A 16,532-nucleotide genomic window follows, 5' to 3' on the forward strand; every position below is an offset into this window, starting at 1 on the left:
GGGGAGATCTAAATATCCACTAAATATCCAAATCAGTGAGGTTCAATTTGGGTCCATAGGTTTCAATGAATTCCCGTCTGGGTGCAACTCGATCGCCCATTAAAATGGTAAAAATGCGATCGGCTTCCGCTGCATCTTCAATTTCCACCTGTTTCAAAGTCCGAGTTTCTGGGTTCATGGTGGTATTCCAAAGTTGTGTTGGCATCATTTCACCTAAACCTTTGAAACGCTGAATTGTGTATTTAGCGTTGCTGGGGAATTGACGAATTAATTCTTGTAATTCGCGATCGCTATAACAATAATCATGATTCTTTCCGCGCTCAACTTTATACAATGGAGGACAAGCAATATAGATGAAACCTTGTTCGATTAATGCCCGTTGATAGCGGTAGAAGAATGTTAGTAATAGCGTGCGAATGTGCGCCCCATCTACGTCAGCGTCAGTCATTATCACTATGCGGTGATAGCGCAATTGGGAAGAGTCGAATTCTTCACCTTTGACACCCAAACCTAAAGCGGTAATTAATGATTGAATTTCGGTATTTTTGTAGATTTTGGCATCGTCGGTTTTCTCAATGTTGAGGATTTTTCCGCGCAAAGGTAGGATGGCTTGATTACGTCTATCTCTTCCTTGTTTTGCACTTCCGCCCGCAGAGTCGCCTTCTACAATATAAATTTCAGATTCGGCGGGATCTCTGGAGCTACAATCTGCTAATTTACCGGGTAAAGGTGAGGATTCTAAAACTGATTTGCGGCGGACTAAATCGCGGGCACGTCTAGCAGCTTCGGCGGCTTTAAAGGCTTGAATTGCTTTTTCTAAAATTGCATCAGCTACGGGGGGACGAAATTCTAAATACTCGGTTAATGCTTCGCCGACTAAACCTTCAACAATTCCCCGGACTTCTGGGTTGCCTAATTTGGTTTTGGTTTGTCCTTCAAATTCGGGATCTGGTACTTTTACGGAAATGACTGCGGTTAAACCTTCGCGAATGTTTTCTCCGGCGAGGTTGGCATCAGCTTCTTTTAGTTTATTGCGTTTTCTGGCGATCGCATTTAACGTCCGCGTCAACACCGCTTTCAAACCTTCCAAATGTGTCCCACCATCAATGGTGCGGATGTTATTCGCAAAGCCTAAAAGATTGTCTGAGTAAGCATCGGTACACCATTGCAATGCTACTTCTAATTGCACATTATTTCGCTCTCCTTGCACGAAAATAATCTCTTCATGCAAGGCTTGTTTTTCGCGGTTCATGTAGGCAACATATTCGCGAATTCCACCTTTGTATTCGTAGCTTTCTACTTTGGGAACACCGCTTTTTAGTAATTCTAAACGGTTGTCAGTAAAGGTAATTTTTACCCCAGCATTTAGGTATGCTAATTCGCGCAACCGACCAGCTAAAGTTGTATAATCAAACTCTGTTCCAGAGGTGAAAATTTGCGTATCGGGACTGAAAGTAACGGAAGTTCCAGTGCGATTATCTGTAATTGGTTCAACCTGTAATTCGGTAACAGGAGCACCACGTTCAAAGCGTTGTTTATGTACTTTTTGGTCCCGCCATACGGTAACTTCTAAGTACTCGGACAAAGCGTTAACTACTGAAACACCAACGCCGTGTAGTCCTCCAGAAACTTTGTAACCGCCACCACCAAATTTGCCTCCGGCGTGGAGAACTGTTAAAACCGTTTCTAGGGCTGACTTGCCTGTGCGAGGATGGATATCTGTGGGAATACCCCGCCCGTCGTCTGTCACTGTCACTGAACCGTCGGCGTTCAGGTCAATTTCAATATGAGTGCAATAGCCAGCCAGCGCCTCATCTATGGAGTTGTCTACTACCTCGTAAACTAAATGATGGAGTCCCCTTGGCCCCGTTGACCCAATGTACATTCCCGGTCTTTTGCGTACCGGTTCCAGTCCTTCCAGAACTTGAATCTGCTCGGCGCTGTAACTGCTTGTCATAATAAGGATTTCTCCAATAATGGCCTTGAGCCGTCTAATGACCCAAAAGGGAAAAAACACTCCAAAATTTTAGCACAAAAGGGTTAATGGCGACTGTAGACCAAATAGGTGAAAAATTTATTTAGGGGATTGACTCCTCTCTAAGGAACTGCTTGGCAGGTGAAAGTAAATCCAATCGAAAATCTAAAATCGTAATGACTGATTACCAACCAGCTTTAATTACTATTTGTGGCGCAACGGCGACGGGGAAATCCGGGCTAGCTTTGACTTTGGCGCAACGGCTAAATTCAGCAATTATTAGTGCGGACTCTCGTCAAGTGTACCGCGAATTCGACATTGGTACGGCTAAGCCTTCTTTGTTTGAGCAACAGTTGGTGCGACATTATTTAATCGATTTTTGTCTCCCATGGGAGACATTAACTGTGGCAGATTATCAGGAACAAGCTCAAGCATTGATTAGTGAACAGCAGGAAGCAGGAAGTGTGCCATTGTTAGTTGGTGGTACGGGTTTATACATTCGTTCTGTGGTGCAGGGTTTGAAAATTCCGCGAGTTGCGCCACAATTGGATTTGCGATCGCAATTAGAAAACCTCGGACAAATTCAACTTTACGCTTTTTTGCAACAGGTCGATCGTGCGGCTGCTGAAAAAATTCACCCGAATGATTTAGTGCGAACTTTACGAGCATTAGAAGTATTTTACGTCACTGGCAAACCAATTTCCCAACAACAAGGCGAAAATCCTCCAAGTTATCCCATTTTGCAGATTGGTTTAGATTGTAATTCAGAAGATTTGCAAAAACGCATTGCGCGACGTACTGAAAAAATGATCGCTGATGGTTTGGTAGCTGAAGTAGAAAGTTTGTGTGAAAAATATGGTGCTGATTTACCTTTGTTGAATACTTTGGGATATGCGGAAATTAAGCAGTATTTAGCCGGAGAAATTAGTTTAGAACAAGCGAAAGAATTAACGGTTTTGCATACGCGACAATTTGCTAAACGTCAACGCACTTGGTTTAGAGGTTATCCTGAGATTGAATGGTTTAATGCTAACGATTCTGATTTATTAGAAAAGGTTTGGTGGCGAATACAGGAGTTTGTTAAAGTTCAATAAATATGAAGATCCCCCTAAATCCCCCTTACCAAGGGGGACTTTGAGTTACGTTAAATAACTGTGAGCTTCAATATTGTAGATCTCCCTAAATCCCCCTTACTAAGGGGGAGTTTGAATTCTTGTTCCCCCTTTTAGTTTAGCTATTCAATAATAATTGGTAAAATTATTATTGAATAGCTAAACTAAAGAGTAAACATCATGGATAGCATTTATCAAGAAGCCTTAACCTTACATCAGCAACAGCAATTTACCGCAGCTGAGTCAAAGTATAGAGAGTATTTAGCAGGAAATAGCGATCGTGCTGAGGCTTGGTTAAACTTAGGGATACTTTACTATCAAACTGAAAATTATCTAGAAGCGCAAGCAGCGATCGCCAAATCTCTAGAACTAGATCCGGTAAATTCCCAAAGCTATTATGCCCTTGGTTATTGTTTGGAACAAACGCAAAATATCACTGAAGCCATCTCAGCTTATGAAGATGCGATCGCCATAGATCCCACTTTAACAGATGCTTACAATAACTTAGGAAATCTCCTCTTAGAAACCGGAAAAATTCCCGAAGCTGAAGCGATTTTCCGCCAAGCAATAGCGGCTAATCCTCAACATTTTGGCAGTTATATTAATTTAGGAAATTTATTACTGCAACAAAATCAAGTTGATTTAGCTATTGAGGTATATCAAGCTGCATTAAAGTTTAATCCCGAAAATTCTGATATTTTATACAATTTAGAAATCGCTGTAAATCTGCGAAATAGTCCGGCTTATATTCGAGAAATTGCTAATCAGCTTTATCAAGAGGGAAGGTATGAAGAGGCGATCGCTAAATACCAAGAATTTTTAGCTACTCGCACTAGAGACGCAACCGTTTATTTGGCTATTAGTGAATGTTATAAAAATCTCGATCGCACCACAGAAGTTATTCATACATTAGAAGAAGGAATTCGCCTTTATCCTACAGCAGATCGACTACATTTTGCCCTAATTACATATTTGCAAACCAAAGGAAAAACTCAAGAAGCAATTGCTTGTACCGAAGCGGCAACTCAGCTTTTCCCTAAGAATTATACTTTCCAAATTCTCAGCAAATTAATGTTACCTTTAGTCTACGATACCGCCGAGGAAATTAAGTATTATCGGCAAAACTTTACTGAAGGAATGGAAACTTTAATTCAAGAAACAAGCTTAGAAACTACAGAAGATCGACAGAATGCTTTGAAAGGTTTTATTTGTATCACCACCTTTTATTTAGGTCATCAAGGATTAAATGTTTTAGACTTACAGCGACAATGGGGTAATTTAATCCATCAAATTGTCGCAGCGAATTATCCTCAGTGGGTGGAACCTTTAGCCATGCCACAATTGACAGAAAACGGAAAAATTAGAGTTGGTTATGTTTCCAATTATTTACATTCTTATAGTGGGACTTTGTGGTTAACTGGTTGGTTGAAAAATTGTGACAAAGAAAACTTTGAAATTTATTGTTATTACACAGGAAACGATCCTGATTATGTCACTAAGCAATTTTATGATTTCAGTGATAAGTTTTACCAAATTCCCGGTAACTTAACAGCAGTTTGCGAACAAGTAATCTCTGATAAATTACACATTTTGGTGTTTCCTGAAATTGGCATGGACTCGCAAACAGTTATTATGGCTGGCTTGCGGTTAGCACCTGTGCAATGTACAGCTTGGGGACATCCAGTTACTTCGGGAATACCCACAATTGACTATTTTTTATCTAGTCAATTGATGGAACCAGAAAATGCTCAACTTCATTATTCAGAAAATCTAATTTTGTTGCCGAATATTGGTGTATCATATCCAAAACCCCAAGATATTCCCGCACTGACAAAAACTAGAGCAGATTTCGGATTATCTGATAATGATGTATTATATTTATGTTGCCAAGCACCTTTTAAATATTTGCCGCAACATGACTATATTTTCCCTGAAATTGCGCGTCTTGTTCCCCAAGCTAAGTTTATTTTTTTGCGAGGGGAGTTATTGAAAAAACGGTTGGAACGTGCTTTTGCTCAAGTAAGTTTAAATTATGAAGATTATTGTCTATTTCTGAAGATTCCGACTCGACCAGATTATTTAATGATAAATTTACTTTCGGATGTTTTTTTAGACACGATCGGTTGGTCGGGAGGAAATACTTCTTTAGAAGCGATCGCGTGTAATTTACCCATTGTCACCCAGCCAGGTGAATTTATGCGGGGTCGTCATGCGGATAGCTTTTTAAAAATGATTGGAGTCACAGAGACGATCGCTCAAACTGAAGCAGAATACATCGAAATTGCTGTTAAACTCGGTTTAAATTCTCAGTGGCGACAGCAAGTAGTTGCACGAATTAAAGCAAATCAAAATCTGCTTTTTGATGACCAAGTTTGTGTTCAAGCATTAGAAGAATTTTATACTCAAGTTGTACAGCAGAATACTTTTTACTCAAACAAATATTAGCTATATTAAAAACTGCTAATAACAACAAAAAATGAGTTGTAACTTATGCGAAAACTAATCAGAGGTTTGCGAGAATTTCAATCAAACTACTTTACCAGCCACCGAGAATTATTCGAGAAACTCTCTGACGAACAGCATCCAAGAGCTTTGTTTATTACCTGTTCTGACTCCCGTATCGATCCAAATTTGTTGACTCAAACCGAACCAGGCGAACTATTTATTATTAGAAACGCAGGTAACATCATTCCTCCGTATCGTGCAGCTAATGGTGGAGAAGGAGCAGCAATAGAATATGCTGTAGTAGCTTTAGGAATTAAACAAATTATCGTCTGCGGTCATTCTAATTGTGGAGCCATGAAAGGCTTACTGCAAATAGGTAAGCTAGCTGAAGAAATGCCATTAGTTTATGATTGGTTGAAACACGCTGAAGCTACTCGGAGATTGATTAAAGAAAATTATCAGAACTACCAGGGTAAGGAACTCTTGGATGCTACAATTGAGGAGAATGTATTCACTCAAATAGAAAATTTACGCACCTATCCAGTGATTCATTCCAAACTTCATAGAGGCGAACTGAACATTTACGGCTGGGTATATAAAATTGAAACTGGTGGAGTTTTTGTTTATAGCATGGAAAGATGTAATATTCAAGCAAAACATGATGATATAGAACTTTCATTTCCAGAAAATTCTGGAGAAGAGACTGAACTTGGTACTCCGGGAGTTAGTATCATCTAATAAAATGAGACCAACAAGTAGTAGTATTAATCTTGTTTCATATAGTTAAGCTGAAAAGTTGCTCGACTGTACTCTAGGAGAAATTTTTTTTGCTAATCAATTCTTTCCTAAACGTTAAAGAAATCATAGTTAAGCACGAATCTTTATCGAGTGGTGTTTTCATAGACGAGCCTGACCTGACTATAAACAAAAACAATCTTTACCCAGATGGTTGCGCTGAAGATGGTATCGCTATGTGTCAAAATCAGTGTAAGAATGCAGTCCCAATGCTACTAGATGACAGTGATATAATGCTTGGAAAAACGCTGCGTGGACGATACCAAATTATTCGCCAGTTGGGAAGCGGCGGATTTTCGACAACATTTGTGGCCAAGGATCTCGATCTCCCAGGTCAACCTCTTTGTGTGGTTAAGCAATTAAAATCCAAAGATTCAGATCCCTCTATTTTACAAACTGTCAGGCGTTTGTTCAACACAGAAGCGCAAGTTCTTTATCGCTTAGGAAAACACGAGCAAATTCCCCAACTTTATGCACATTTTGAAGAAAACCAAGAATTTTATTTGGTACAAGAATATATTGAGGGAGAAGATTTTGCTCAAGAATTACTTACAGGTAAAACATTGAATGAATCTCAATTAATTGTTTTTTTGCAAGATGTTTTGCAAACTTTAGCTTTTGTACATCAACAAGATGTAATTCATCGAGATATTAAACCTTCAAATTTAATTAGACGACCCAAAGATGGCAAAATAATTTTAATTGACTTTGGAGCAGTTAAGGAACTTAGAAGTTTGGTATTGCATTCTGAAGAACAAATGACCGGAACAATTTTAATTGGTTCCTCTGGATATATGCCAACTGAACAATTAAAAGGGAAACCCAGGTTTAATAGTGATATTTATGCAGTGGGAATAACAGCTATTCAATTATTAACTGGAATCTCGCCAGAAGAATTTGAAGAAGATGGGGAAACTGGGGAAATCATTTGGCGCGAACACGCATCAATCAGTAAAGAATTAGCAGCAATTTTAGAAAAAATGGTGCGATCGCATTTTAGAGATCGCTATCAATCGGTTCAAGAAATACTTATCGATTTAGAGAAATTAAAGAACTACACTGGTTGTGCCACACAAATATTAATGTCGGCAGAAGATCGACCGATTTATTTCAAAAAATACTTTTATTTATTGATTATTTTGCTGACAGTAGGTTTCAGCTTTGGTTTTGCCAAAATTTGGAGTTCTCTGCACAATAAAAAATCAATACTCCCACCAGAAACAAACGTTCCAACTGCATTGATCTCGCCAAATAATCAAGCTGTAAAACTCCTAGAACAAGGAAAAACTTTAATAAAATTACAGCGTTACGAAGAGGCAATTAGTATTTTAGATCGAGCATTAGAAATCGACCCTAGATATCCCGAAGTTTGGCTAAAGCGGGGTCAAGCATTGAAGGAATTACAGAAGTATGAGGAAGCACAAAAATCTTATGAAGAAGCTTTGAAAATTCAATCAGAGTATTCTCAAGCTTGGTATGAAAGAGGTTTAGCGTTAGAAAATTTAAATCGCTACGAACTAGCACAAGACTCTTTAACTAAAGCGATCGAAATTCAACCTAATTATGCAGAAGCTTGGTACAAACTGGGAGAAATCCAAATCCAAGAGAAAAAATATAAAGAAGCTTATATTTCTTTAAGTAAAGCCACAGAAATTAAACCTGATTATAGCGATTCTTGGTATAAACTAGGTGTGGTTTTTAATCAAATGAAACAGCCTAAAAAAGCATTGGCAGCATTAAATAAAGCCTTAGAAATTGATATTAATTATGTAGAAGCTTGGCTAGAACATAGTTCAGCACTAGCAGAATTGAAGCAAAATGAAGAAGCATTAGTTTCCTTAAGTAAAGCTTTGGAAATTAATTCAGAATCAGCTGAGGCTTGGCAAAAAAGAGGCGATATTTTAGGAGAATTGAAGAGATATGAAGAAGCGATCGCCTCTTTAGATAAAGCCATCCAAATTAAGCAAGATTATGCTGAAGCTTGGTATCAGCGAGGAGTAATTTTGTCAGAAATCAATAATCAAGAAGAGGCGATCGCTTCTTTAGATAAAGCTATTCAAATTAAACCAGATTATGCCGAAGCTTGGTATCAACGCGGACTAGTTTTAGAAAAACAGCAAAAATTCTCCGAAGCGATCGAAGCATATAATAAAGCTATCCAAATTTGGCCCGCTAATCAAGAAGCAATTGCCAAACGCAAGCGCCTGCAACGTAGATTAAAACCTTAAATTTACATCATACTTTCCTTTTGACTCTAAATTTTGCACAATATTCTTAAGACTATTTAGACCTTAATCCATTCACCACTACTTTAATACCCATGATTACCCAAGAAAAATCTCCCATAAATTGGCAACCAATTGTTAAACAATTTACCGCTATTGTCGGTGAAAAAAACGTCGTACAGCGTCGAGAAGAACTACTAACTTATGAATGTGACGGACTCACCAGCTATCGCCAAAGACCAGCTGTAGTAGTGTTACCACGCACCACCGAACAAGTAGCTGAATTAGTAAAAATTTGCGATCGCAATCAAATTACTTGGGTAGCAAGAGGTGCAGGAACCGGACTTTCAGGCGGTGCATTACCGATCGAAAATTGCGTCCTCATTGTTACCGCCTTAATGAATAAAATCTTAGAAATAGACTTAGAAAATCAACGAGTTGTAGTCCAACCAGGAGTAATTAATAATTGGGTAACACAAGCAGTTAGTGGCGCAGGATTTTATTACGCACCCGACCCTTCCAGCCAAATTATTTGTTCCATTGGTGGTAATGTTGCGGAAAATTCTGGAGGTGTTCATTGCCTGAAATACGGAGTTACAACTAACCATGTTTTAGGATTAAAACTTGTCCTTCCCGACGGTTCAATTATTGACACTGGAAGTTTAGTTCCAGAGATGCCAGGTTATGATTTAACAGGCTTATTTGTTGGTTCCGAAGGTACTCTTGGAATCGCCACAGAAATTACTTTAAGAATACTCAAAACAGCCGAATCAATTTGTGTGCTTTTGGCAGATTTTACCAGCATAGAAGCTTGTGGTGCAACTGTATCTGATATTATCAGCGCCGGAATTATTCCTGCTGGCATGGAAATCATGGATAACTTAAGCATTAATGCTGTCGAAGATGTCGTCGCTACTGGATGTTATCCTCGCGATGCTACAGCTATTTTATTAGTAGAAATAGATGGATTAGAAGTAGAAGTTGCTACTAATAAAAAACGCATCGCTGAAATTTGTCAAAAGAATGGCGCACGTAGCACTACTACAGCAAATGACCCTGAAACAAGATTAAAATTTTGGAAAGGACGCAAAGCAGCATTCGCCGCAGCAGGTCATATCAGTCCTGATTATTATGTGCAAGATGGCGTAATTCCTCGCACTCAATTGTCTTACATTTTGCGCGAAATTGAAGCATTAAGCGAGAAATATGGTTATCGAATCGCTAATGTATTTCATGCCGGAGATGGCAATTTACATCCCTTAGTTCTTTATGATAATTCAGTGCCTGGAGCATTAGAAAAAGTCGAAGAATTGGGAGGAGATATTCTCAAACTTTGCGTAAAAGTTGGCGGTAGTCTTTCCGGCGAACATGGCATTGGTGCAGATAAAAAATGCTATATGCCAGAAATGTTTACGGAAACAGATTTAGAAACTATGCAATGGGTACGGCAAGTTTTTAATCCCAAAGGTTTAGCAAATCCAGGGAAAATATTCCCCACACCTCGCACTTGTGGCGAAGCAGCACGCGCTCAAGCTGAGAAAAAATTTGAGTCGATCGAACGATTCTAAAATATGCAGTTACTCTCGACAATTACCAGTTTGATTAGATGATGCCAATCTTACTAATGGCAATTTCTTTTGTCGCAACACTCGCTGCTTTTTGGCAGATGGGTGTTGCTCCTAATGATTGTTTTAGAACTGCTTTCTTAAAAGCGACAATTATCCAAGCAATTTTTATTACTGTTCTCACAGAATACTTAAGTTTAAGTAGAGCAATAACATTTGAGTTTGTCAGTCTTGCTTGGAGTTTATTTGCCGTAATTAACTGCTTAATTGCAATTTTGTTAATTCGGAAAAATCGCCGTGTTATTAACATTAAAGAAATTAAGCAACAGCTTTGTCAAAAGTTTTTTGAGCAAAGTTTAAAAAATAGAATTCTTCTGATTGCGATCGTTTTAATTCTTGGCATTTCTTTATTAACTGCTTTAATTTCACCACCTAATAATTATGACTCGCTGACATATCATTTACCAAGAGTTATGCACTGGATACAAAATCGCAGCGTTGTTCATTATCCTACTAATAATTTACGGCAAATTTCTTTTCCTCCAGGTGCAAATTACATTGTGATGCAGCTGCAAATTTTGGCGGGAAGCGATCGCTTTGCCAACCTTGTACAATGGTTAGCTTTTTTAGGCTGCATTTTAGGAACTTCTTTAATTGCCAAAACTTTCGCCATAAAAAGTCAAATTATCACTGCTTTAGTTTGCGCTAGTATCCCAATGGCGATTTTGCAATCTACCACCACCCAAACAGATTTAATAGTTTCCTTTTGGTTAGTTTGCTTTACATTCTTCATTTTTAGAACCGATAATTATTCTAAAATAGATATATTTTGGTTAGCCGCAGCTTTTGGCTTAGCTATGGTGACAAAACCAACAGCAATTATTTTTGGTACAGCTTTATTAATAGTTTTGGGAATTCGCATTTGTCGAAGATTTTCTTGGAAAGCTATTTGGCGATCGACTACCATTACTGCAACAATATTAATCCTCAGCTTGAGTTTATCACTACCAACTTATTGGCGCAATTATCTAACCTTTGGTAGCATATTAGGTGATGATTTTGGCACGAGAAATGAAATTATTGGATTAGTACCGTTGGTATCTAATATGCTCCGAAATATTGGTTTAAATATGCCGATAACAGAATTTTGGCAGTTGATAGAAAGTTTTCACCAATACATTTTAAGCATAGATGTCAATAATCCAGCTATTACTTACGGTGCAACAATATTTGATATTCATTTATTTGGCACAGTATTGAGAACTCCCAATGAAGATTTCGCTAGTAATCCAATTCACTTAATTTTGGTAATTATAGCTATTTTTGTTTTAATAATCGATGCTATTAAACACCAAAAAAACCATTGGAAGATTCTATCTTTAGCGGGAGCAATCATTTTACAGTTTTTAATGTTTAGTGGAATCTTAAAATGGCAAATTTGGGGAAATAGACTACTGTTACCTGCTTTGATTCTTGCTGCTCCAATAAGTGGTTATTTCATTAGCGATTTTTTGTCTAAAGCAATGCAAAAAATCATCATATATTTACTAATAGTCAGCAGTATTATTTACAGCTTAACTACTGTTTATCATCCTTTAATTCCTTTACCAAGTAGTTGGACAAGTGTTGATATTTCCCAATCTATACTTCGGGGAGAACGGAATTATTTTTACTTTAGAGGTAATGAAGAAAAACGGGAACGCTATCAAGAGTTTTCCCGTTTAGCTAATCAAAAACAATGTCAAACAGTGGGTTTATCTATAGGCAAAGATGATTTAGAATATTTGCTTTGGGTGACAATGGCTCAAGAAAGTTCCCCGGATTTTAAAATTAAACATATAAATGTGAATAATGTATCTCAATCTTTACCACCAGAATTTCCTGACTCTGAACTATGTGCAATTTTTCCCAGTAAATAGTCGGCAAATAATGAAAATAAAAGATAAATGAGGTATGTAAAATTTTTACACATACCTCATAAGATTTGAGGATTTTTTAGACGGTGACGAAGTAGCTAGCGTTCAGATTAAGGTTAATGGAACTTTGGACGATCGCAATCAGTTCCAAACTACTTTCATTCCCAAAAATAGCTGTACCTGCTACTAAATTCGTAGGTGATTCTCCTAAACTATAACTTGATATCGAACCAGACAATTGAATCCTATCTTCTTCAGGATTAAAGTCAGTAATTAAAGCATAATCGTTGATACCAGAAGTGTTTACATCACCATCACTGTAAAAGAATTCTTGTGTATCTCCGAGTACAAAACGATCGCTCCCATCGCCACCAGTTAAAAGATCGATTTCGCCAAAACCTTTGTCTAAAACTGCATTAACTCCGGTGAGTATGTCGTCACCATCATCGCCAAAAATGCGATCGCTACCAGTACCACCGAAGACAAAATCATTACCACGTCCGCCATTAATCAGATCGTTATTGCTATCTCCAAATAGAGAATCATTGCCATCGCCACCAGTAATTTTGTCATTTCCAGCGTCACCACTAATGTTGTCATCAGCAGCACCACCTGCGAGATTATCGTTGTTTATAGTACCCGACAAATTGAGAGCAACAACAGCTTTATTGTTTTTCGTGCTGACATTATTAACCCCAACAAATTCCCCGTTGACTACCGTATTTAAGTTAAGTAAAAAACCGTTAGATTGGGTAAAACTGTTACCTTCAAGCAATTCGCTGAACAGAATATGAGCATAACTATGATTGTCGATAAAACTCCTCTGTCCCGGTTGAAACCAGTCATTTTTGTTCGGGTAGAGATCCAAAGTAGCTAAAGGATCGTCATAGCCAAAAACCACACTGGTATGCAAATTTACCACACGACTAGCGTCAGTTGGATCTAAGCGATCGCTTGCACTCTTCCCCTCAAATGCAGGCCCAGCAGCATCTAATCCAATAATTTGCGAGATAGAGCGTCCGGTCAATTGACGATAGGCAGACCCAGTAAATCCTGTAACGTGCGCTCCCAGGCTGTATCCAATCACACTTGTATACTCAGGATTTACACTAATATCTCTCAAATAAGCGGCTAGTTGATTGCCAACATTTTGGGTGTTGTTAGCAGAGGGGAAATACCAGCGGCTACGCGCTCCATCTTCCCAATCCACCAGAATTATATTAGCGTTAGACTCCCTCTGGCGAAGGGTTTGAGCATGATCGGTCATCCAAGCAGTTGGCTGGTAGTTGTTAGCAGCATTGCCACCTGTGTTGTTCCAGCCATGTACGATTACATAAGTTTGGGCGTTAGGATCGATTTGTCGGGAAAGATCGATCGAATTCTCACCCCAAACATTAAAATTCACTTGAACCATGTTGATAATTCCTATGTAAAAAATCACACATAAATTGGCAGTTAATGTTTAGAGTGCGTTAGGTATTTAAGTAGATAGTTGAAATCTAATTTCTGACTCACTCCACTTCATCTAAATACAATCTTATATAGACATTTCCGAAAGAATTTACGCAATTAGAAAAGAAGTGTGAGTTAAATTTCCATTCTTCTCAGTTCTTTGTCTTTTTGTCGGATTTCCCAATTCATGCAAAGGTAAGCATTGCCTACCTTTGCATGAATTGGGTAAATTTCTTAATTGCGAATTCGCAAACGTAGGCGAATGGTATTATTAATAGATGCTGGAGCTTGCCAAGTTAAGAGCGATCGCCTAATCTGCTCGATCGCCTTTTGCTCTTGCACCGTCGAAGCTAGATCGTCCAAAATAATTCGCCTCACCCTTCCATTTTGCAGCGATAATTCTAAGATTATTTCGCCACTAATATTGTTAGGAATATTGACATTTTGCAATTTTTGTGTAATTGATGCGATCGCATTTGCATCCAATCCATCAGCACTAATTACCTCAATCCGTGAAGTATTTTGAGCAACATTTTCATCAAGTCCGCGAATTGGCGGAGGTGGTGGCGGAGGTGGTGGTGCGGAGAGGCTTGTCTCACCTTGTAAGCGAGTGGTAACACTGAAATCATTTCCAGTGAATCTATTCGCCCGACCAGGAGGAGATACAGTTAACGCCAATCTACGACGAGGAGATGCAGCTAAAGGCAAGTTACTGCTAGAAGAAACGCCTCCTTCTCGACCAAAAATTCCCTCGTAACTGACACCTTGGGGCAATTCTACCGGAACTTCTACCCGCTGACGAGTACCATCAGGATTAACACGCACTTCTTCGCTGACGGCGACAAAAGCGGTGTATTGCGACAACAAGCGATAATTTAAAGCAGTTTCCGTCACCGCATCCACACCAGATTTAGTTTCGCCACCAAACATTTGATTCATCAAATCCTTAATTCTGGCGCGTGCCCAAAGTTGTGCGATCGCCACATTTCCCGTACTATTAAAATTAACTGGCAGCGTTTTTCCATAACGTTTCCCACCAGCAGCAACCCCAATAATTTGCAAATTACCATTAATTTTATCTGGCTTTTTCCCAAACAAAACTAACGGTTGATTAGCAAATAAATCCGGTGCAGCTAACGGGTAAATAATCGCCTTTTCTCCGCCACCTTCCCAACTAACCTGAATATTTGTGAGTACTGGATTATTGATTTGCCGGAAGAACTTTTCCGCCACTTCTTGAGTTGGTTCATCTTGGCGAATCACTTGAGAAGTTCCCCTTCCTACTTCTGCCAAACGATTAATTAAAAACCGATTTACCGAACTACCAACGCCAAAACCATAAAGACGATTTCCCGATTTTAAACTTCGCTGAACTTCCGCAATTACTTCATTTTCATTCCCAATATAACCATCAGTTAAAAGTACCACACTTCGCAATCTTCCTGATGGCGCAGGGGGAAAATTGAGTACTGCACGAATCCCATTTAGTAATTCTGTACCGCCTCTGGCATCTAAAGCATCGATGTATGCCATTGCGCGATCGCGATTTTCCTTTGTATTCGCTAAAGGTGTAGGCGATAATTGTTTAGTGGTATTAGCAAAATCGATAATCGTGAAAGTATCGTTAGGATTTAAACCATTAATAAAACGGCGCATTAACTCCTTTGATTTTGCCAAAGGTTCCCCTGATTGAGAACCAGAAGTATCCATCAAAAAAACCACATCTTTAGGCACAATTTCATCACGGCGATATTGCAAAGCGGGAATTAAATAAACCGCAAAATGCCCACCTTTTTCATCAGATTGAGTTAAAATAGTTGCTTGAGTGTTATTTCCCGCAATCCGATAACGCAAAATTAAGTCTTTATTGGGAATAGTATCCTCGTTATTTAATTGCACTTTGACAATATTGTTTTGCCGGGAAGTAGCGATCTTATGGGAAGTAGAATTAACCTGAGAAATTGGCACTCCCGCATCTATTTCCACCGTAACATTAATATCATGACCGGAACGAGTACCCGGAGGCAAAACAGGAGGAGTAATGCGAGAAGCATCAGGAACTCGATCAGTATCGATCCCCCCTTCGCCCCCCTTAATAAGGGGGGTGTTCCTCTCTTCGCCCCCCTTAATAAGGGGGGTGTTCCTCTCTTCGCCCCCCTTAATAAGGGGGGTGTTCCTCTCTTCGCCCCCCTTAGTAAGGGGGGTGTTCCTCTCTTCGCCCCCCTTATTAAGGGGGGTGTTCCTCTCTTCGCCCCCCTTATTAAGGGGGGTTGGGGGGATCGAATTACCGGGAATATATCTGGATCCAACTACCATTGGAAACACAAATTCGTAGTTTCCACCTTCAAATTTTAAACTGTCGGTATAACGAATTGTGACATCAATTTTTTCACCGGGTTTGATGTTAGCAAGAGATTGGGTAAAGATATTATCTCTTTCTTGTTCTAATAATCCAGCGGTTCTTCCTTCTTGGCGGGCGCGATCGTAAATTTCCTGAGCTTCTTCCCGTTTTTTAATGTTACCTTTGATAATGCGATCGCCAATTTTAATTTCCATATCATCCACCGCCGCTTCATCCGGCAAAGGAAACACATAAATCGCTTCCAAAGGATCGGAAAAAGGATTTTCAAAAGTCTGAGTTACCTCAACTCGTGACAGATTCCCACTAACTTTTGCCTTCACCTCCGTATGTTTGAGAGGAAAAACTTGTGGCTTTCCATCTTGAGATTGAACAAACAAACCGCCAGTAGGTTTCTGTTGTTGATTTTGCATTGTTGGAGAATCTGTTCTAGTTCTTTGGGTCAAAATTTGTGGAGATGTTGGCAAAGAGAAAACAACTGTTCCCACTGTGCCAGAGAGAAGTAAAGTTGCGGGTAAGATAGAGATAAGTTTCATAAATCAATCATGGAATGATACTTTACAGTAATTTCTCTCTAACATGACATTTATTACTCAAAAAATGTTGCCAAAATCCAAATTCTTAAAGTAATTGAATCATTTCAGGCTGAATTTCTTTCATTTATTGTGGGCGTTTCTTCGCGCCTTTG

9 protein-coding genes are annotated in these 16,532 nt (G+C 39.0%); 6 read left to right on the plus strand and 3 right to left on the minus strand.

The window, feature by feature from the left end:
• Positions 1-19: 19 nt before the first annotated feature.
• The gene (gyrB, locus tag ACE1B6_RS01210; protein WP_413255408.1) at positions 20-1,957 is read right to left on the minus strand and encodes a DNA topoisomerase (ATP-hydrolyzing) subunit B; all 1,938 of its coding nucleotides are present in this window, start codon (positions 1,955-1,957) and stop codon (positions 20-22) included.
• A 194-nt stretch (positions 1,958-2,151) separates the two neighbouring features.
• On the opposite strand from gyrB, the gene miaA reads away from it, so the two are divergent.
• The 6 genes from miaA (at position 2,152) to ACE1B6_RS01240 (ending at position 12,036) form a co-directional block, all read left to right on the plus strand.
• Entirely contained in the window at positions 2,152-3,069 is a 918-nt protein-coding gene (gene miaA, locus ACE1B6_RS01215) for a tRNA (adenosine(37)-N6)-dimethylallyltransferase MiaA (RefSeq protein WP_413255409.1), read from the plus strand.
• Between the two features lie 198 nt (positions 3,070-3,267).
• Positions 3,268-5,532 (plus strand): O-linked N-acetylglucosamine transferase, SPINDLY family protein, encoded by a 2,265-nt coding sequence (locus tag ACE1B6_RS01220; RefSeq protein ID WP_413255410.1) that lies wholly within the window; start codon positions 3,268-3,270, stop codon positions 5,530-5,532.
• Between the two features lie 45 nt (positions 5,533-5,577).
• Positions 5,578-6,270, plus strand: a complete 693-nt coding sequence (locus ACE1B6_RS01225; protein ID WP_413255411.1) for a carbonic anhydrase — start codon at positions 5,578-5,580, stop codon at positions 6,268-6,270.
• Positions 6,271-6,560: 290 nt separating this feature from the next.
• Complete coding sequence (locus tag ACE1B6_RS01230) at positions 6,561-8,555, plus strand: tetratricopeptide repeat protein (RefSeq protein ID WP_413255412.1); 1,995 nt, start codon at positions 6,561-6,563, stop codon at positions 8,553-8,555.
• A gap of 92 nt (positions 8,556-8,647) precedes the next feature.
• Positions 8,648-10,120 (plus strand): glycolate oxidase subunit GlcD, encoded by a 1,473-nt coding sequence (gene glcD / locus ACE1B6_RS01235; protein WP_413255413.1) that lies wholly within the window; start codon positions 8,648-8,650, stop codon positions 10,118-10,120.
• A 38-nt stretch (positions 10,121-10,158) separates the two neighbouring features.
• Positions 10,159-12,036, plus strand: coding sequence for an ArnT family glycosyltransferase (locus tag ACE1B6_RS01240; RefSeq protein ID WP_413255414.1), 1,878 nt, complete (start codon positions 10,159-10,161; stop codon positions 12,034-12,036).
• A gap of 76 nt (positions 12,037-12,112) precedes the next feature.
• Here the strand turns inward: ACE1B6_RS01240 and ACE1B6_RS01245 are convergent, their stop codons facing one another.
• Both ACE1B6_RS01245 and ACE1B6_RS01250 read right to left on the minus strand, forming a co-directional pair.
• Positions 12,113-13,447 (minus strand): alpha/beta hydrolase family protein, encoded by a 1,335-nt coding sequence (locus ACE1B6_RS01245; protein WP_413255415.1) that lies wholly within the window; start codon positions 13,445-13,447, stop codon positions 12,113-12,115.
• Between the two features lie 272 nt (positions 13,448-13,719).
• Positions 13,720-16,380, minus strand: coding sequence for a VIT domain-containing protein (locus tag ACE1B6_RS01250; RefSeq protein ID WP_413255416.1), 2,661 nt, complete (start codon positions 16,378-16,380; stop codon positions 13,720-13,722).
• Positions 16,381-16,532: the final 152 nt, after the last annotated feature.

This window comes from Floridaenema fluviatile BLCC-F154, from assembly GCF_041929135.1.
GTDB lineage: Bacteria > Cyanobacteriota > Cyanobacteriia > Cyanobacteriales > Aerosakkonemataceae > Floridanema > Floridanema fluviatile.

Coding starts and splice junctions, on each gene's coding strand:
- gyrB (WP_413255408.1), bottom strand. CDS start 1,957: ATGACAAGCAGTTACAGCGCCGAGCAGATTCAAGTTCTGGAAGGACTG.
- miaA (WP_413255409.1), top strand. CDS start 2,152: ATGACTGATTACCAACCAGCTTTAATTACTATTTGTGGCGCAACGGCG.
- ACE1B6_RS01220 (WP_413255410.1), top strand. CDS start 3,268: ATGGATAGCATTTATCAAGAAGCCTTAACCTTACATCAGCAACAGCAA.
- ACE1B6_RS01225 (WP_413255411.1), top strand. CDS start 5,578: ATGCGAAAACTAATCAGAGGTTTGCGAGAATTTCAATCAAACTACTTT.
- ACE1B6_RS01230 (WP_413255412.1), top strand. CDS start 6,561: ATGCTTGGAAAAACGCTGCGTGGACGATACCAAATTATTCGCCAGTTG.
- glcD (WP_413255413.1), top strand. CDS start 8,648: ATGATTACCCAAGAAAAATCTCCCATAAATTGGCAACCAATTGTTAAA.
- ACE1B6_RS01240 (WP_413255414.1), top strand. CDS start 10,159: ATGATGCCAATCTTACTAATGGCAATTTCTTTTGTCGCAACACTCGCT.
- ACE1B6_RS01245 (WP_413255415.1), bottom strand. CDS start 13,447: ATGGTTCAAGTGAATTTTAATGTTTGGGGTGAGAATTCGATCGATCTT.
- ACE1B6_RS01250 (WP_413255416.1), bottom strand. CDS start 16,380: ATGAAACTTATCTCTATCTTACCCGCAACTTTACTTCTCTCTGGCACA.